Annotated in this window: 18 protein-coding genes; 16 read left to right on the top strand and 2 right to left on the bottom strand. The window is 32.8% G+C overall.

Annotated features, from left to right (window positions below; genetic code table 11):
* Positions 1 to 8: 8 nt before the first annotated feature.
* Positions 9 to 401 carry a group III truncated hemoglobin gene (locus H611_RS0101195; protein WP_027136625.1) on the bottom strand — a complete coding sequence of 131 codons (393 nt, stop codon included), beginning with the start codon at positions 399 to 401 and terminating at the stop codon, positions 9 to 11.
* A 58-nt stretch (positions 402 to 459) separates the two neighbouring features.
* Here H611_RS0101195 and H611_RS0101200 point away from each other — a divergent pair, with 58 nt between their 5' ends.
* The 10 genes from H611_RS0101200 to H611_RS0101245 all read left to right on the top strand — a co-directional run bounded on the left by H611_RS0101200 (position 460) and on the right by H611_RS0101245 (position 11,315).
* Positions 460 to 1,227 carry a Rossmann-like and DUF2520 domain-containing protein gene (locus tag H611_RS0101200; protein WP_027136626.1) on the top strand — a complete coding sequence of 256 codons (768 nt, stop codon included), beginning with the start codon at positions 460 to 462 and terminating at the stop codon, positions 1,225 to 1,227.
* On the top strand, positions 1,208 to 1,717 hold the full coding sequence (locus tag H611_RS0101205; RefSeq protein WP_027136627.1) for a KdsC family phosphatase: 510 nt from the start codon (positions 1,208 to 1,210) through the stop codon (positions 1,715 to 1,717). The genes H611_RS0101200 and H611_RS0101205 overlap by 20 nt, the downstream gene beginning before the upstream one ends.
* Before the next feature lie 82 nt (positions 1,718 to 1,799).
* On the top strand, positions 1,800 to 2,711 hold the full coding sequence (locus H611_RS0101210) for a geranylgeranylglycerol-phosphate geranylgeranyltransferase (RefSeq protein ID WP_084158113.1): 912 nt from the start codon (positions 1,800 to 1,802) through the stop codon (positions 2,709 to 2,711).
* Between the two features lie 3 nt (positions 2,712 to 2,714).
* Positions 2,715 to 3,305 carry a Maf-like protein gene (locus tag H611_RS0101215; protein ID WP_027136629.1) on the top strand — a complete coding sequence of 197 codons (591 nt, stop codon included), beginning with the start codon at positions 2,715 to 2,717 and terminating at the stop codon, positions 3,303 to 3,305.
* A gap of 117 nt (positions 3,306 to 3,422) precedes the next feature.
* On the top strand, positions 3,423 to 3,962 hold the full coding sequence (locus tag H611_RS0101220; RefSeq protein ID WP_027136630.1) for a mechanosensitive ion channel domain-containing protein: 540 nt from the start codon (positions 3,423 to 3,425) through the stop codon (positions 3,960 to 3,962).
* Between the two features lie 20 nt (positions 3,963 to 3,982).
* Positions 3,983 to 5,050 carry a magnesium/cobalt transporter CorA gene (gene corA, locus H611_RS0101225; protein ID WP_027136631.1) on the top strand — a complete coding sequence of 356 codons (1,068 nt, stop codon included), beginning with the start codon at positions 3,983 to 3,985 and terminating at the stop codon, positions 5,048 to 5,050.
* 122 nt (positions 5,051 to 5,172) lie between these two features.
* Positions 5,173 to 7,701 (top strand): PIG-L family deacetylase, encoded by a 2,529-nt coding sequence (locus H611_RS0101230; RefSeq protein WP_027136632.1) that lies wholly within the window; start codon positions 5,173 to 5,175, stop codon positions 7,699 to 7,701.
* A gap of 114 nt (positions 7,702 to 7,815) precedes the next feature.
* On the top strand, positions 7,816 to 9,582 hold the full coding sequence (locus H611_RS0101235; RefSeq protein WP_027136633.1) for a sodium:solute symporter: 1,767 nt from the start codon (positions 7,816 to 7,818) through the stop codon (positions 9,580 to 9,582).
* Entirely contained in the window at positions 9,582 to 10,565 is a 984-nt protein-coding gene (locus H611_RS0101240) for a Gfo/Idh/MocA family protein (RefSeq protein WP_027136634.1), read from the top strand. The genes H611_RS0101235 and H611_RS0101240 overlap by 1 nt, the downstream gene beginning before the upstream one ends.
* Before the next feature lie 57 nt (positions 10,566 to 10,622).
* The gene (locus tag H611_RS0101245) at positions 10,623 to 11,315 is read left to right on the top strand and encodes a DsbA family oxidoreductase (protein WP_027136635.1); all 693 of its coding nucleotides are present in this window, start codon (positions 10,623 to 10,625) and stop codon (positions 11,313 to 11,315) included.
* Positions 11,316 to 11,372: 57 nt separating this feature from the next.
* On the opposite strand, the gene H611_RS0101250 is transcribed toward H611_RS0101245, so the two are convergent.
* Positions 11,373 to 12,221 (bottom strand): DUF2911 domain-containing protein, encoded by an 849-nt coding sequence (locus H611_RS0101250; protein WP_027136636.1) that lies wholly within the window; start codon positions 12,219 to 12,221, stop codon positions 11,373 to 11,375.
* 199 nt (positions 12,222 to 12,420) lie between these two features.
* Here H611_RS0101250 and H611_RS0101255 point away from each other — a divergent pair, with 199 nt between their 5' ends.
* The 6 genes from H611_RS0101255 (at position 12,421) to H611_RS0101280 (ending at position 17,665) form a co-directional block, all read left to right on the top strand.
* Positions 12,421 to 13,077 carry a TetR family transcriptional regulator C-terminal domain-containing protein gene (locus H611_RS0101255; RefSeq protein WP_027136637.1) on the top strand — a complete coding sequence of 219 codons (657 nt, stop codon included), beginning with the start codon at positions 12,421 to 12,423 and terminating at the stop codon, positions 13,075 to 13,077.
* 7 nt (positions 13,078 to 13,084) lie between these two features.
* A complete protein-coding gene (locus H611_RS0101260; protein ID WP_027136638.1) occupies positions 13,085 to 14,398 on the top strand; it encodes an ABC1 kinase family protein in 1,314 nt (437 codons plus the stop codon).
* Positions 14,395 to 15,009 carry a flavin reductase family protein gene (locus H611_RS0101265; protein WP_027136639.1) on the top strand — a complete coding sequence of 205 codons (615 nt, stop codon included), beginning with the start codon at positions 14,395 to 14,397 and terminating at the stop codon, positions 15,007 to 15,009. Before H611_RS0101260 ends, H611_RS0101265 begins: the two co-directional genes overlap by 4 nt.
* Positions 15,010 to 15,035: 26 nt before the next feature.
* Positions 15,036 to 16,460, top strand: a complete 1,425-nt coding sequence (locus tag H611_RS0101270; protein ID WP_027136640.1) for an SDR family oxidoreductase — start codon at positions 15,036 to 15,038, stop codon at positions 16,458 to 16,460.
* Between the two features lie 299 nt (positions 16,461 to 16,759).
* The gene (locus H611_RS0101275) at positions 16,760 to 16,978 is read left to right on the top strand and encodes a hypothetical protein (protein ID WP_027136641.1); all 219 of its coding nucleotides are present in this window, start codon (positions 16,760 to 16,762) and stop codon (positions 16,976 to 16,978) included.
* A 3-nt stretch (positions 16,979 to 16,981) separates the two neighbouring features.
* A complete protein-coding gene (locus H611_RS0101280) occupies positions 16,982 to 17,665 on the top strand; it encodes an SDR family NAD(P)-dependent oxidoreductase (RefSeq protein WP_027136642.1) in 684 nt (227 codons plus the stop codon).
* Positions 17,666 to 17,677: the final 12 nt, after the last annotated feature.

Below are 17,677 nucleotides of genomic sequence, written 5' to 3' on the forward strand. Positions count from 1 at the left end.
TACAACTTTTACTCATTATTTCTTGATTCAAAAATTTTCAGATACAAAAATGTACTCATTTTACGTGCACGCTGTTTAGCATTTTGAGCATAATCCCCTTCGAAAAGTTCATCAATCGTTTCAAACCATAAATTAAGCCATAAACCAAAATGAAGCTCCGTAATACTGTTATCAAACTGTCGATCTACTTTTACATGTGCTTCCAATGGATTCCCTAAGTACTTGGTTTTTAAAAACAAACTGGATTCCCAAAACGATGTTAAACGCTCTAAATGAGTATCCCAATCACTAATAACATCATTAAAAAATGGCCCTAAAACAGCATCTTTTCTTATTTTAGAATAAAAAGTACTTACCAACAAAGAAACATCTGCACGTGATTTTATATCTTCTTTTTTCATAGTAAACAAAGATACTTTATTAACTGTTTATATCCATCAATATTGTTATTTTTGCGATATGATTTCAGTAGTAATTCTTGGTGCTGGTAATGTAGCCACACACTTGTTTCAAGCCATTCAAAAAACGGAAAATACGCGTGTTTTACAATGGTATAACAGACATATCGATGCCATAAAAACGTATGGTCAGGATGTGGATATTACAGATAACCTGTATGATATAAAAGAGGCCGATCTTTATATTTTAGCAATAAGTGATGATGCCATAAAAAGTTTTTCATCGAGCTTACCTTTCGAAAACCGATTAGTCGTTCACACTTCCGGATGCGTTAATATTCATGATTTAGACAAAAAACACAAGCGTGGTGTATTTTATCCGCTGCAATCGTTTAGTAAAAAAGCTAAAATGGATTTCGCTCATGTACCAATTTGTATAGAAGCTTTAGAAAGTGAAGATTATCATTTCTTAAAAAAATTAGCAAGATCCTTTGGAAGCCCTACGAAAAAAGTAAATAGTGACCAACGTAAGGTTTTACATTTGGCAGCTGTTTATGTGAATAATTTCACTAACCAACTTTATCGTTTAGCACACGAAATTACCGAAAGCCAAAGTGCCGAATTCGACCTTTTAAAACCTCTAATTCTTGAAACAGCTAAAAAAGTTCAAGACATTTCGCCTTACATGGCACAGACGGGACCAGCAAAAAGAGGCGATAAAAAAACCATCAATAATCACTTAGAATTATTACAAAGCGAACATCATAAAGACGTTTATAACCTACTCACAAAATCAATACAAATTACCCATGGAAGAAAAAAGCTATAAAGAATACCTAGAACATATTACAACGTTTATTTTTGATGTTGACGGTGTTTTTACCGATGGCACCATCATGGTTACTAGTGATGGCGAATTGCTTAGAACTATGGATATGAAAGACGGCTATGCCTTACGCACAGCTATTAATGCCGGTTATAATGTTTGTATTATATCGGGAGGCACTAATGAAGGAGTTAGAATTCGTTTAGAGCGCTTAGGTGTAAAACATGTTTACTTAGGTGTTGGTGATAAAATAGAACAGTTTAATAAGTATATTTCTGAAAATAATATAAAATCTGAAAACGTACTTTACATGGGTGATGATATCCCGGATCGTGCGGTAATGAAACTGGTAGGATTACCAAGCTGCCCACAGGATGCTGTACCTGAAGTAAAAAGCGTATCAAAATATATTTCTCATAAAAAAGGTGGCAAAGGTGCCGTTCGTGATGTCTTAGAACAAGTAATGAAAGTTCAGGGTAAATGGATTGTTTAAAATCATATATTTTTAAACAATTAAAAAACTACATTAATCTCTGTAATAAATATACTTACTTTAACAATTTTAAAATTTAAAATTGGAGATACTCAATTTAATTCGTTGGAAAAACCTGCTCATGATTGCCGTAATGCAATGGCTAGTTAAATTTAGTTTATTAACTCCCATGGGCATAACAGGTAGCCTGACTCCATTTGAATTCATCCTATTAATGTTAGCTACAGTTAGCATTGCTGCAGCAGGTAATATTATTAATGACGTTTATGATGTTGAAACAGATGTTATTAATAAACCTAATATCTTAATAATTGGCAAATCCATTTCTGAAAAGACGGCCTACAACTTATTTATTATATGCAATGTTTTTGGTGTTGGTTTGGGGTATTATCTATCTCATACAATTAACAGAAGTGGGTTTTTTACCATTTTTGTTTTCACATCTGCCCTATTATATATCTATTCTACTTTTTTAAAGCGACTGCCTCTGATTGGTAATATTATAATCTCGGCTTTAGTAGCTCTCAGCATTCTTATAGTTGGGGTTTTTGAATTATTACCATTAGTCGACTCATACAACCAGTCTGTACTTCTTGCTGTATTTAAAATCATTTTGAACTTTAGTGTTTTTGCCTTTTCCATAAATTTAATTCGGGAGATTTCAAAAGATTTAGAAGATATTCAAGGCGACCAAAAAACAAACATGAACACCTTACCTATTGCTATTGGGGTTAAAAAAACAAAAGTTATATTAATTTTAATTTCAGCAATTGTATGCATAGGCATTTCAAATTTCGTAATTGAAGCACTTTACAAATATTTAGAAGTTGTCCTTTATTTTTTATTATTGATTATCGGTCCCTTATTACTAATCATTATAAAAATGATTTATGCCCAAAATAAAGAAGATTATAGCCTAATTAGTAAGTATTTAAAATGGGTTATGCTATTAGGGATGCTTTCATTACTTTTATACAAGTACTACATTTTATAATTCATGCTGAAAGAAAAATTAAAAAATCACCATATTATATTAGCCTCAGGCTCACCTAGAAGACAGGACTTCTTTAAAAACCTAGATTTAGACTTCGAAATCAGACTGAAACCAGTAAAAGAAGAATATCCTTCGCGTTTAACGCATTTCGAAATAAGCAATTATCTGGCGCAGCTAAAAGCACTTCCTTACATAAAAGAATTAAAGGATAACGACTTACTTATTACAAGTGATACCATTGTCTGGCATAATAATGAAGCATTAGGAAAACCTACTGATGCACAGGAGGCTTTTGAGATGATTAAATCGTTAAGTCATACCACTCATGAAGTAATTACATCGGTATGCTTTACCTCCACTAATTTCAAAAAAACGATTCATGACATAACACAAGTGACGTTTAAAGCGTTGAGTGATGAGGAAATTAACTACTATGTAGAAACGGCAAAGCCCTTCGATAAAGCCGGTGCTTATGGCGTACAAGAATGGATTGGTCAAATTGGTGTTACCAAACTGGAAGGATCATATTTTAATGTTATGGGACTACCAACTCACAAGGTCTATCAAACATTGATTGAAATCGCTTCAATATAACCGATACAAATTACTAATATACAAACACAATAGTCCTCATATTATTACATACTTAAAATTTAAAGAGCTTTCGTTTTTTTACTTTTTGTAATTTATCTTTGTTATAAACCCATTTATATGCTAATAGAATTTTTTGACACTTACAAAACCAAGCTAATATTTTCAGCTATTGTTTTAATTATCCTATTTATTTTCAGATATACATCTAATTTTGCTATAACTAAAATTGCAAAAAAGAGCGGCTTTAACGATGCCAGAATTCGACTAATACGTAAATACGTTAATGTAGCTTTATTTTTTATTGCTGTTATTTCATTAGCATCCATTTTTGGCACCGACTTTAAAGATCTAGCGGTAATATTCTCCTCAGTGTTTGCGGTTATTGGCATAGGCTTCGTAGCTGTATGGTCCATATTAAGTAATGTTACCTCCGGAGTAATTATGTTTTTCAATTTCCCCCATAAGGTAGGTGATAAAATTAAAATTCATGATCATGATTTTCCAGTTACTGGCATCATTGAAGACATTGCCGCTTTTCAACTACATTTAAGACTGGATAATGGCGATCTTGTAACCTATCCTAATAATCTTATGCTTCAAAAGGCTGTTACATTGGTGAAAAAAGATGCCATTGAAGATGATGGTGAAGCTGTATAAAATATTGCTATATTTATATTATGGCAAAATCACGTAGTAAAAAGTATCAGAATAAAATTGGTCAAATTCCCGGAAGTATAATTTATACCGGAGAAAAAGAGTATTCTGAATTGTTTATCGAAACCTTTAACTACAATAAAGATCAATTTACCGAAAAAGAACTTAAGAATGTAGAAGAAACTTTTGAATTTAAAACTTCAGAATCTGTAACCTGGATAAATCTTAACGGTTTAAATCAAGTAGGCGCCATTGAAGCACTAGGGAATCATTATGAACTTCATCCCTTGGTTTTAGAAGATATCGTTAACACCAATCACCGTCCAAAAATTGATGAGTATGATGATTATCTCTTTGTTGTTTTAAAAATGCTACATAACGACAAAGATGAAAACATAATTTCTGAACAAGTTAGTTTTATTCTCGGTAAAAATTATGTCTTATCCTTTCAAGAAGCAGAGGGCGATGTTTTCGATTCCGTAAGAGATCGTATTAGACATGCTAAAGGTCGTGTTCGTGAAATGAAAGCCGATTATTTATTATATATTTTAATGGATGCTGTAATTGACCATTATTTTAGTGTAGTAGAGCTTTTAGGTGATAAAATTGAAGACCTGGAAACCTTAATTTTTCTAGGAAATGCAGACAAAAGCATTAATAAAGATATCCGTGATTTAAAAAAGGACATATTGCGCATCCGCAGAGCCATTTCTCCCCTTCGTGAAGTTATTAATCGCATAGAAAAACACGACAGTCCACTTATATTAAAAAAAACAAAAACTTTCTACAGAGACATATACGATCACCAAATTCAAGTTTCTGAGAATATTGATATTTACCGAGAAATGGTTTGGAGTTTAATGGATATGTACATGACCACCATTAGTAATAAAATGAACGAAGTCATGAAAGTACTAACCATTATGGCCTCCATATTCATTCCTCTAACTTTCATAGCTGGTATATATGGTATGAATTTCGAATACATCCCCGAACTTCATTACAAGTATTCTTATTTTATTCTATGGGGTGTAATGATTGTGCTTTTTTTACTCATGCTCCGTTATTTTAAACGCAAAAAGTGGCTCTAATCAAACAATTCATTTTTCTTAATCCGCTTCAACTTTAGCTTTTAACGCCACGTTAAATAAAAATTAAAACCTGCAGGAATGCGAGTTTCTTTTATATATTTGAGGATAAGCTATTCCAAACTATGTTTCAAAAATCTGCACTATTCTCATTATTAATTTGCTTATTTACCGTTTTAGGACAAGCTCAAAAACCTAAATCCCCGGCATCTTCTATAATTTATCAAGCCATTGAAAAACTTAATTTTTTAGGCTCAGTTTTATACATTGCCGCACATCCGGATGATGAAAACACCAGACTTATTTCATACATGTCCAATGAAATTAAAGCCCGAACTGCTTATCTATCCTTAACCCGAGGTGATGGAGGACAAAATTTAATTGGTCCCGAAATTAGAGAATTATTGGGCGTTATTCGAACTCAGGAATTGCTGGCTGCTCGACGTATCGATGGTGGCGAACAACTATTTACCCGAGCAAACGATTTTGGCTATTCTAAACACCCGGAAGAAACACTAGCCATTTGGAATAAAGACGCGGTTTTAAGCGATGTCGTTTTAGCTATTCGGAAATTTAAACCAGATATTATTATTAACCGATTCGACCACCGAAGTCCTGGAACTACTCACGGTCATCATACTAGTTCGGCCATGTTAAGTTACGAAGCCTTCGATCTTGCTGCCGATAAAAATGCTTATCCAGAGTTACTAGACAACTATAGTACCTGGCAACCAAAACGTTTGTTCTTTAATACCAGCTGGTGGTTCTACGGGAGTGAAGAAAAATTTAATCAAGCTGATAAATCGAATATGATGCGTTTTGATATAGGAGTATACTACCCTCTTAAAGGCTTGTCTAATAACGAAGTTGCTGCAATTGCCAGCAGTCAACACTTATGTCAAGGATTTGGCCGTTTATCCCAACGTGGTACTCAGAATGAATATATAGAATTTCTAAAAGGAGAACCTTTAACTGATAATAACAACATTTTTGCAGGAATAAACACGACCTGGAGTCGTATTAAGGGTGGTCAAGAAATTGGAAATATTTTATATCATGTTGAAGAAAATTTCAATTTTATAAATCCTTCGGTGCATCTTCCGGAATTAATGACAGCTTATAAATTACTTCAAAATATTGAGGACAAACATTGGAAAACACAAAAAACCAAAGAATTAAAACATATCATTGAAATGTGTGCTGGTTTATATTTGGAGGCTTCAGCTGAACATCCATCAGCGAACCCTAATGAAGATATCACCATCAATATTGAAGCCTTAAACAGAAGTGCGAATTCGATAATCCTTCAAAGCATCTCTAAAAGTGACGGAATGTCTATACCCAAAAATGAACGGCTTGAGAACAACCTATCAAACAAGTTTAAAATTCCATATCATATCTCTTCAAATTCCCATTTCACATCTCCTTATTGGCTTAGTAACAAGGGGTCCTTAGGTATGTATAAGGTAAAAGATGTTCATTTAATTGGAGAACCAGAATCACCAAGAGAAGTTAAAATTGATTTTAATTTAATAATCGAAGATACGCCGATAACATTTACTAAAAATGTAATTCATCGGTACTCAAAACCAGACAAAGGTGAATTATATCGCCCTTTTGAAATCATACCCGAAGTTTCGGCAAAAATCACCGAAAAGGTTGTCATTTTCAACAATAACAACGAACATAACATAAAGGTTGTTGTTAAAGCAGGACGAGACAATATAGAGGGCAGCATAGAAATAGACCATCCGGATAACTGGAATATATATCCAAAGCAACAAAAAATTAATATTGCGCATAAAAATGAAGAACAAACCTTTAGCTTTACTATTATTCCTCCAAAAAATCAAAGTGAAGGTTTTATTAGCCCTATAGTACATATTGCAGATAATACATATTCTAAAGAGCTTATAGAGATTAACTATAATCATATTCCTTACCAAACCGTATTATTGCCCAGTGAAAGCAAAGTTGTTCGGTTAGACATCAAGAAAAAAGGAGAGAATATTGCATACGTAGCAGGGGCCGGCGATGTTGTTCCTGAAAGTTTATCACAAATAGGTTATAAGGTTCATACTTTAAAACCGGAAGAGATAACCGCCGATACCTTATATCAATTCGATGCGGTGGTAATAGGTATTCGTGCCTACAACACTATTGATGAATTAAATTTTAAACAACAAATATTATTCGATTTTGTAAATCAGGGCGGTAATATGATTGTACAATACAATACCAGTCGTGGCTTAAAAGTTGATGAGTTAGCACCGTATCCATTACAATTATCACACGATCGTGTAACCGATGAATTAGCCTATGTTACTTTTTTACACCCCGAACACCCAGTTCTAAATTACCCCAACAAAATAACTCAGGAAGATTTTAAAAATTGGACTCAAGAGCGCGGACTGTATTTCCCTAACCAATGGTCTGATAAATTCACGCCTATCCTATCAATGCATGATAAAAATGAAGCCCCTAAGACAGGAAGCTTATTAATTGCTCCATATGGAAAAGGATTTTACATATACACGGGACTAAGCTTTTTTAGAGAATTTCCCGCGGGTGTTTCTGGTGCCTATAGATTATTTGCCAATATGCTCTCATTGGGCAAAGAAGATGATACGGACACAGCTAAACTAAACGATTAATTATGAATACCAATGACCAGCCAAAACAAAAATGGTTAAAACTTTATTCGCTAGTTTTAATCGCTAATGCTATTTATATTTTCATGTTTTACCTAATCATGCAAATATTTTAATATGCAGACAATAAGTTTTATCGACTGGATTGTATTAAGCATAACGCTTTTAGCTATAGTGGCTTATGGTACCTGGCAAACACGAGGCAGTAAAAATGTAAAAGATTATTTAAAAGGAGGTAGTTCTTCTAAATGGTGGACTATTGGACTATCTGTAATGGCAACGCAAGCCAGCGCCATTACATTTCTATCGACTCCTGGGCAAGCATTTAATGACGGTATGGGATTTGTCCAGTTTTATTTCGGCCTGCCTTTAGCTATGGTTATTATTTGTATGGTGTTTATTCCTCTGTATTATAAACTTAATGTATATACTGCTTATGAATTTCTTGAAAACCGATTCGACCTAAAAACCAGAACGCTTACCGCTTTATTATTTTTAATACAACGCGGATTAGCGGCTGGAATAACAATTTTCGCACCGGCTATAATATTATCTGTAGTTTTAGGATGGGATTTATTAACTCTTAATATCATTATTGGTATACTCGTTATTATATACACAGTTTCTGGAGGAACACGAGCCGTAAATGTTACCCAAAAACATCAAATGGTAGTGATATTTATCGGTATGCTTGTGGCCTTTTTCATTATCGTAAATAAACTCCCCCAAGATATCACATTTACTAAAGCCCTAAATATTGCAAGTACAAGTGGTAAAATGGATATCCTCGATTTTTCTTTCGATTTAAATAATCGCTATACGTTCTGGAGTGGTATTATTGGTGGTACCTTCTTAATGTTGTCTTATTTTGGTACCGACCAAAGCCAGGTACAACGGTATTTATCTGGCAAATCTGTTAAGGAGATGCAGCTTGGTCTCATTTTTAACGGGCTACTAAAAGTACCTATGCAGTTTTTTATACTCTTAGTAGGTGTCATGGTTTTTGTTTTTTATCAGTTTAATAAATCACCCGTAAATTTCAATCCAACGGGAACTGAATTCGTTCTTAACTCAAAATATGCTGAAGATTACAAAACTTTAGAATCTGATCATCAAAAGCTTTTCGAAAGAAAAAAAGTTTTGATTTCAGACTACATTAATTCTGATGACCAAGAAACTCATGAAGCACTTATAAAGGCTCATGCAGAACAAAACAACATTCGACAAGAAGCACGTTTATTAATTAATAAATCAGCTGAAAATCAAGAAACAAAAATTGAAAGTAATGACAAAGATTATGTCTTTATTTATTTCATTTTAAACAACTTACCCAGAGGGTTAATAGGCTTATTATTAGCTGTAATTTTAAGCGCTGCTATGTCTAGCACATCCAGTGAATTAAATGCTTTGGGGTCTACAACCACCATCGACCTCTACAAACGAAATGTTTCTGAAAAATCTGAAGACGCCATGGTAAAAGCCTCAAAATGGTTCACTTTTGGCTGGGGCATTATTGCCATTGGTGTCGCTTGTGTTGCCAATTTAGCAGAAAATTTAATTCAATTGGTAAACATAATAGGTTCTATATTTTACGGTAATGTTTTAGGTGTTTTTTTACTAGCCTTTTTCTTTAAAAAGGTGAAAGGAAATGCGGTATTTTTAAGCGCATTAATTACTCAAGCATTAATTATTGCCCTCTATTTTATGGATTTATATCACTATATTAATCTACCTTTTTTATGGCTTAATTTTGTAGGCTGTATTTTGGTAATTATAATTAGCCTCCTTTTGGAAATTAAGAATATTTTAAAGCGAGATAAAGGTATTCTAATTATATTGATTAGTATATTATCCTATTTTAGCTACTTGGTTTTAGATATTTAATGACAAAAGATCATAAAAATAGGAGGATAAAATGGGGGATTATCGGATTGGGTAACATAGCCCATAAGTTCGCTACCGATTTGTTAACTATCGAAGATGCCGAATTATACGCCGTAGCTTCGCGTTCTGCAAAAAAGGCTTCAGAATTCGCCAACCAATACGAGGCAAAAAAATATTATAACAATTATTCTGAATTCGCAAAAGACTCTGGTATTGATGCCGTTTATATTGCCACACCACACGCCATGCATAAGGAGAACACCCTAATGTGTTTGAAAAATGGCATAGCCGTTTTATGCGAGAAGCCTTTTGCCATGAATAGGGAAGAAGTAAACGAAATGATCACTATAGCAAAACAGAATAACGTTTTACTCATGGAGGCTCTATGGACCTACTTTTTACCTCACTATCAATATATTTTAAACCTCCTTAAGAACGAGATTTATGGCAAAGTAACAACGTTAAATGCTAATTTTGGATTTTTCCGAGAATACGATACCTCCAGTCGGTTATTTAATAAATCTTTAGGAGGTGGAAGTTTACTAGACATTGGTATTTATCCAATTTTTGCTGCGCTTTCCACACTTGGACTACCAAAACATATTGAAGCCGATGCTACCTATTTTGAAAATGGCACTGATGCGTCCTGCGACATGATTTTCACTTCTAATAATTCCACAGCACATTTAAGAAGTTCTTTACTTGAAGATCTGTCTACCGAAGCCATATTTCAATGTGATTCTGCTACCCTAAAAATAAACACCCAGTTCCATGCACCTACAACGGTATCAATAATTCAAAATGGAAAAGAGGAAAACATTGATTTCAACTACAATACTATAGGGTACAATTTTGAAGTAATTCATTTTAATAAACTCTTACGTGATGGACATACTGAAAGTGATATAATGACCTTTAAATTCAGCCAAAATCTTATAAACACTTTAGACACCGTGAGAGAAATAATCAATCTTAAATATTAAGATTTTGAAAGGTCTCATCTTATCCGGCGTCTAATGCCAGAATTATAAATAAATAATATGCACATAAAAATATGGTCCGATATACGTTGTCCTTTTTGTTATATCGGAAAGAAAAGGTTTGAAGCTGCTCTAAATAGCTTTCCTTACAAAGACAATATTACAATAGAATGGAAAAGTTTTGAACTAGACCCGAATTTACAAACAACAAACACAGATGCCCTAACTCATTTTATAGAAAATAAAGGAATTGATAGAGATCGAGCCTTAAGCATGTTTAACAATGTAACCGCAATGGCTGATGGAGCAGGTCTTGATTTCAACTTAGAAGCATCCATTCCAGCTAATTCATTCAAAGCACATCGTTTAATACATTACTCAAAGCAATATGGGCGATCTAATGATATGAAAGAAGCGCTTCTAAAAGCACATATATCCGAAGGAAAAAACATTGACAACATTGATATACTATTAAACATAGCCGGAAATCTCGGTATGAATACCTCCGAAGTAAAAGCTACACTAGAGTCCGATGCTTACGCTTATGATGTAAGACAGGATGAATTGGAGGCGAGAAACTTAGGCATTAATTCCGTACCGTTTTTTGCTATAAACAATAAATATGGTATTTCTGGAGCTCAGCCTTCAGAGGTTTTCTTAGAAGTCCTATCTAATGCCTGGGAGGAATTTGAAAATAAAAATTCCATGAACGTTGCTGCAAACACTTGCGATGTTGAAGGGAATTGTAACTAATAAAAAAAAATGCACTTTCTAAGAAAGTGCATTTTTTCATAATATTCTCTTAAGCTATTAAATAGCGCCCCATTCTTTTAAAGAATCTTTATTCATCTTTACATAGTCTGCATTACCCGCTTTTTCTGCAGCTGATAAAGATTTTTTAGCTGCTGCAATAGCACCTTGTTTATCACCTGCTTTTGCATAGATTAAAGATTGCTGTCTTAACTGCCAAAATGGAGCCTTATCCCCTGCCATGGTTATTGCCTTATCAATCCATTCTTTGGCTTGATTAATATCTTTTCCTGCTTGTAAATAATACACAGCAGCTGAAAAATAATCGTTCGCCCCCGGTCCATTCATTATTTTATTAATAGATGCCGTAACAGCTTTATCTGTTGGCACCTCAAAAGGAACACCTAAATATGTTTTTTCCCAAATAACATCAATAGTAGCTCCATCATTCGATAAATTATTAATATCTAAGGTAAACGTTTCAACATCAAATGGAATATCATGTGTTTTAGCTGTAACACGTGCAGCCACTTTAGCATCATCCCAGTTCGCTGGTGTACCCCAATTTTGAGTATCAGAATAAAAAATTATCTCCCATGACTCTGCATTTGGTATGGCAAAAATAGCATAAGAACCAGCTTTTACATCATAACCATCGATAACCACATCTTCACTAAAACTTATTACAGTATTTTTATTTGCACCAAATCGCCATAGTTTACCATAAGGCACCAAATCGCCAAAAATAGTCCGACCACGCATGGATGGTCTTGAATATTCAATAGTAACATCGGTTAAGCCTACTTTCTGTTCAAGTTTACTCGAAGGACTTGGTTGTGGCGTTTCCACTTGAGCACTACCAACAAAGGATAGTACCAAAATTAAAATAGAAGAGATAATAGTTTTCATAAATAAATTGATTTGATTAATAGATTCTTAAAAATATACAAAGAATGAAGGAAATGATGTTAAGGAAAGCTTAAATAAATAATACGCCTCAACAAAATCAACCTAACTGATTGGTCATTAACAAAGCCGTAATTATTTTTTGTTTAACTTTTTTATATTAATCTTAAACATTTTTGTATATTTACTTAAAATTTAAATTATGACTAATAGAACAGCTGTAAATAAAAATGATATCATGGCTTTGTACATGGAGTATTTGCTCAATCATGGCAGCAAACCAAAATCCGTATTTTCATTTACCAAATTGAATAATTTTAAAGATTCTGAGTTCTATCGTTATTTTGGCTCCTTCAAATCTTTAGAAATAAGTATTTATGAGTCATTTTTTGAAAACACATTAGCTTTATTAGAAAAGAATAAGGATTACACTAAATTTAATCCACGGAATAAACTGCTAAGTTTTTATTACACCTTTTTTGAAATTCTTAGCGCGAACAGAAGCTATATATTAGTAAGTCTGACAAATGAAACATTAAATCTTAAAGATTTAAATGTACTATCAGGCTTAAAGAAACATTTTAAAGATTACATACAGTCTTTAAATATTCATATACTAGAATTAAAACATAAAGAACTTGATCAAATTCAAGAAAAATCTCTAACCGAATCGGCCTGGATTCAATTACTATTCACCTTAAAATTTTGGTTAAATGACAATTCACCAAGTTTCGAAAAAACCGATATCTTTATTGAAAAATCGGTGAATGCAACCTTCGACATTCTCGATGTTACTCCACTAAAAAGCCTCGTTGACTTAGGGAAATTTTTGTTCAAAGAAAAAATATCATCATTATAATCAACTTATGAATACTATTGATAACATACCCACTAGTAAAATTCAACGTGCTACAAAATTGGTCCAAACTGGAGCAAAAGTTGGTGTTAATTATTTAAAATACTACGGAGATAAAATTATTAACTCTGATACAGACGCTAAAAATAAACTAAACAAAAATAATGCTGATGACATTTATAATGGTTTAAAACAACTAAAAGGTAGTGCTCTGAAGGTTGCACAAATGTTAAGTATGGAAAAAAGTATACTTCCTCAAGCTTATGTTGAGAAATTCTCCTTAGCCCAGTTTTCCGTACCACCATTGTCACCACCTCTTGTTTTAAAAACATTCAAAACATATTTTGGTAAACACCCTAATGAACTGTTTGATACTTTTAATGCAACTTCTGTAAACGCTGCTAGTATAGGTCAAGTCCATATTGCAGAAAAAAATGGGAAAAAACTTGCTGTGAAAATCCAATACCCAGGAGTTGCAGAAAGTATCAGTTCAGATTTAGCTATGGTTAAGCCCATTGCTATAAGTATGTTTAACATTAAAGGAAAAGATTCGGATAAATATTTTAAGGAAGTAGAGGATAAATTAATAGAAGAGACCAATTACTTATTGGAATTAAAACAAAGTGAAGAAATTGCTCATGCCTGTTCACACATTCCAAACTTAAAATTCCCTAACTATTTTAAAGAACTTTCTTCTGAAAGGATTATTACCATGGATTATATGGAAGGGAAGCACTTATCTGAATTTACACGTGAGAATACCAACCAGAAGGCAGCGAACCAAATAGGACAGGCTTTATGGGATTTTTACATGTATCAAATACACCATTTGAAAAAAGTTCATGCTGACCCACACCCCGGAAACTTTTTAATTTCAAATACACACCAATTAATAGCGTTAGATTTTGGGTGTATGAAATCCATACCCATGGCATTTTATACACCCTATTTTGAATTGGCAAAAAAAGAAAACATTAATAATAAGGATATTTTCACCAACAAACTTTACGAATTAGAAATTTTACGTCATGACGATTCTAAGGAGGAAATAGCCTTCTTTACTTCTATGTTTCATAACATGCTAAGCATCTTCACCGAACCTTTTCATAATGAATTCTTTGACTTTTCGGATGCTGATTTCTTTAATAAAATAGCAGCTTTAGGTGAACAATATTCTAAAAGTACCGATTTAAAAAAAATGAATGGTAACCGCGGATCAAAACATTTCATATATATCAATCGGACGTTTTTTGGCTTGTATAATTTAATGTTCGACCTCAAGGCACAAAACATAAAAATTAACAACTACATAGCAGCCTTATGACCCACTACAGTGAACAAGATATACAAGAGCTAAATCATATATTTAAAATTAATTTAATCAATAGTTGCTCAGGTTATAAATCCGCCAACCTTATTGGTACAAAATCCAAATCAGGCATAGAAAATGTCGCTGTTTTTAGCTCAATAACTCATATTGGATCAAGTCCTGCTATGTTAGGTTTCTTTTTAAGACCTACTACCGTACTCAGAAATACCTACAACAACATTAAAGAAACGGGATTATACACTATTAACCACATACATGAATCTATTTTAGAAGATGCTCATCATACCTCAGCAAAATATGATGCTTCTATTTCAGAATTCGATGTCACTAATCTTAAGTCCGAATACAAAAACGATTTTCTAGTGCCATTTGTTAAAGATGCCCCACTACAACTAGCTATGGAATATGTTGAAGAATACCATATAAATGCAAATAATACCATATTATTAATTGGGAAAATTAAAGGCATTTATATCAATAACAACTTAATAGAAAAAGATGGCTTTATTAACCTATCGAAAGGAAAAATTGCCACTATTAATGGACTAGACGGATACGCTATTCCTAAATTACAAACTCGATTTGGGTATCAAAGACCTAAATAGTTTGTAAAAATTATTATCTTTTCATCATGAAAATTCTTATTACAGGTGCAACAGGATATATAGGTAAACGCATTATTCCTATGCTTACAAACCAAGGGCATCATGTAATTTGTGCCGTAAGAGATAAACTCCGGGCCGATATAAGCTACGAGGGAGATGATTTAATAGAAGTCATTGAAGTTGATTTTTTAAAACCGGAAACTCTTCAAAATATACCATTGGATATTGATATTGTATATTATCTTATTCATTCCATGACGACTTCTTCTGAAGATTTCGAAAGTCTTGAGAAACAATGTGCCACAAATTTTAAAAATGCTTTAGAAAAAACGAATGCTGATCAGGTTATCTACTTAAGTGGTATAACCAACGATAATAAGCTCTCTAAACATTTACGCTCCAGATTACAAGTAGAACATATATTAAAATCAGACCACTACAACTTAAGTGTTTTTAAAGCTGGTATTATTGTAGGTTCTGGAAGTTCTTCATTCGAAATTATTAGAGATCTCGTTGAAAAATTACCATTTATGATTGCTCCAAAATGGTTAAATACAAAAACACAACCCATTGCTATTAGAGATGTACTTTCAATTCTTACAGCAGCAGCAGGAAATAAATTAGTTTATAACAAAACTTTCGATATTTATGGACCGGAAATCATTACCTATAAAGATATGCTTCTGCAATTTGCTGAGGTACGTCAATTAAAACGCTACATCTTAACGGTACCGGTTATGACTCCAAAATTATCCTCCTATTGGCTGTATTTTGTCACTTCAACCTCCTATAAATTAGCCACAGCCCTTGTAGATAGCATGGGTGTTGAAATTATAGGTAAACCAAGTAACATCAATAAAATTTTAAATGTTAATCCTATTACCTATAAACAGGCAGTTACTCTGGCATTCGAAAAAATTGAACAAAACAGTATTATTTCCAGTTGGAAGGATTCTATGATAAGTAGCGACCGATTACGAAATCAACTACATAAATATATTAATGTACCTAAATATGGGTGTTATAAAGATTATAAAGAACGAGAAGTAAAAAATTTAGAATCTACACTTGATAAAATTTGGTGTATCGGCGGTAAAACAGGATGGTATTATGGTAATATCTTGTGGCGTATTAGAGGTTATTTAGATAAATTGGTTGGAGGTATTGGACTAAGGCGCGGTAGAACAAATGACAAAGATCTCAATGCTGGTGATTCTTTGGATTTTTGGCGCGTTATTTTTGCGGATAAAAAGCAACAAAAATTACTATTATATGCAGAAATGAAATTACCTGGAGAAGCTTGGTTAGAATTTAAAATTGAACAAAACATACTTAAACAAACTGCTACTTTTAGACCACGTGGTTTATGGGGACGACTTTATTGGTTTGCGGTACTTCCGCTACATGGGTTCATTTTTAATGGCATGATAAAAAAACTAACCGATGTATAAATTTCAAAAAATAAAATTTTGTTTAATTTTTTTTAATATTAATTAAACAATTTAAATTAAATTTTGTATTTTTATACCGTCAAGTAAAGAAAATAGAAATCTAAAGTATTTATTTCTAACATTTAACAAAGCTTTACAATGCTTTATATGGCTAGTTTCAAATTAAAATATAGTTTTACTAAATATTTATTAAAAAAACCTAAAAGGTTATAAATCACGTAAATATATAAAACATACATACTTTCAAAGCGAAAGAATGTGATTATGAAATAAATTAAAATTATATAAATTTTTAAATTATGAGTACCATAGAAAAGGCTTTAGAATTTGAACAAACATCTTTTAAATCGCTTTCTACAAGTGATAGAGTTAAAATTTCAAGAAAAGCGAAATCATTAATTCTGGAGTTAAATGAAATTTACAAAGAGAAAAAAGATCAAAAAATAATGGACATCATGAAGCGTCTTACAGCTATAAAACAAAAAGTTGATAAGCGCTTAAAGGGTCGCTTAGCATAGAAAATGAAAACAGTTGTTATAATAGGTGGAAGTAAAGGTATTGGTAATGCCATTTTATCAAAACTTGTTAATACAACAAAGGTTATAAACATTAGTCGTACCAAACCAAAACTATCACATAATAATCTAACTCATTATTCCTGTGATATTTTAAAGGACGACTTACCTGTAATAAGTACTGCCGATACATTAATTTACTGCCCGGGGAGCATTAATTTAAAACCCATTTCAAGATTATCTCTTGACGACTTTAGAGTTGATTTTGAAATAAATGTGCTAGGCGCGGTCAAAACAATACAGCAGTATCTTCCTATATTAAAAAATAGTTTAAATCCTTCAATACTTTTATTTAGTACGGTTGCAACAAAGTTAGGCATGCCCTTTCATGCAAGCGTAGCTGCTTCTAAATCAAGTATTGAAGGATTGGTTAAAACTTTAGGTGCAGAATTAGCTCCTAATATCAGAATTAATGCCATCGCTCCAACAATTACAGACACCGATTTAGCCTCAAAATTACTTCGTAACGATCAGTTAAAGCAATCAATTTCCGATCGTCATCCTTTAAAAAAATTCTTAAACCCCGAAGAAGTTGCCGAAATGGCTCTTTTCCTAATTTCCGATAACGCCTTATCCATTTCCGGTCAAATTTTCGAAATGGATTGTGGCATAGTCTCTTTTAAAATTTAATTATGAAAAAAC

This window comes from Gaetbulibacter saemankumensis DSM 17032, from assembly GCF_000425645.1.
GTDB lineage: Bacteria > Bacteroidota > Bacteroidia > Flavobacteriales > Flavobacteriaceae > Gaetbulibacter > Gaetbulibacter saemankumensis.

Coding starts and splice junctions, on each gene's coding strand:
- H611_RS0101240 (WP_027136634.1), top strand. CDS start 9,582: ATGACAAAAGATCATAAAAATAGGAGGATAAAATGGGGGATTATCGGA.
- H611_RS0101280 (WP_027136642.1), top strand. CDS start 16,982: ATGAAAACAGTTGTTATAATAGGTGGAAGTAAAGGTATTGGTAATGCC.
- H611_RS0101270 (WP_027136640.1), top strand. CDS start 15,036: ATGAAAATTCTTATTACAGGTGCAACAGGATATATAGGTAAACGCATT.
- H611_RS0101250 (WP_027136636.1), bottom strand. CDS start 12,221: ATGAAAACTATTATCTCTTCTATTTTAATTTTGGTACTATCCTTTGTT.
- H611_RS0101255 (WP_027136637.1), top strand. CDS start 12,421: ATGACTAATAGAACAGCTGTAAATAAAAATGATATCATGGCTTTGTAC.
- H611_RS0101260 (WP_027136638.1), top strand. CDS start 13,085: ATGAATACTATTGATAACATACCCACTAGTAAAATTCAACGTGCTACA.
- H611_RS0101200 (WP_027136626.1), top strand. CDS start 460: ATGATTTCAGTAGTAATTCTTGGTGCTGGTAATGTAGCCACACACTTG.
- H611_RS0101275 (WP_027136641.1), top strand. CDS start 16,760: ATGAGTACCATAGAAAAGGCTTTAGAATTTGAACAAACATCTTTTAAA.
- H611_RS0101245 (WP_027136635.1), top strand. CDS start 10,623: ATGCACATAAAAATATGGTCCGATATACGTTGTCCTTTTTGTTATATC.
- H611_RS0101230 (WP_027136632.1), top strand. CDS start 5,173: ATGTTTCAAAAATCTGCACTATTCTCATTATTAATTTGCTTATTTACC.
- H611_RS0101215 (WP_027136629.1), top strand. CDS start 2,715: ATGCTGAAAGAAAAATTAAAAAATCACCATATTATATTAGCCTCAGGC.
- corA (WP_027136631.1), top strand. CDS start 3,983: ATGGCAAAATCACGTAGTAAAAAGTATCAGAATAAAATTGGTCAAATT.
- H611_RS0101205 (WP_027136627.1), top strand. CDS start 1,208: ATGGAAGAAAAAAGCTATAAAGAATACCTAGAACATATTACAACGTTT.
- H611_RS0101220 (WP_027136630.1), top strand. CDS start 3,423: ATGCTAATAGAATTTTTTGACACTTACAAAACCAAGCTAATATTTTCA.
- H611_RS0101265 (WP_027136639.1), top strand. CDS start 14,395: ATGACCCACTACAGTGAACAAGATATACAAGAGCTAAATCATATATTT.
- H611_RS0101195 (WP_027136625.1), bottom strand. CDS start 401: ATGAAAAAAGAAGATATAAAATCACGTGCAGATGTTTCTTTGTTGGTA.
- H611_RS0101235 (WP_027136633.1), top strand. CDS start 7,816: ATGCAGACAATAAGTTTTATCGACTGGATTGTATTAAGCATAACGCTT.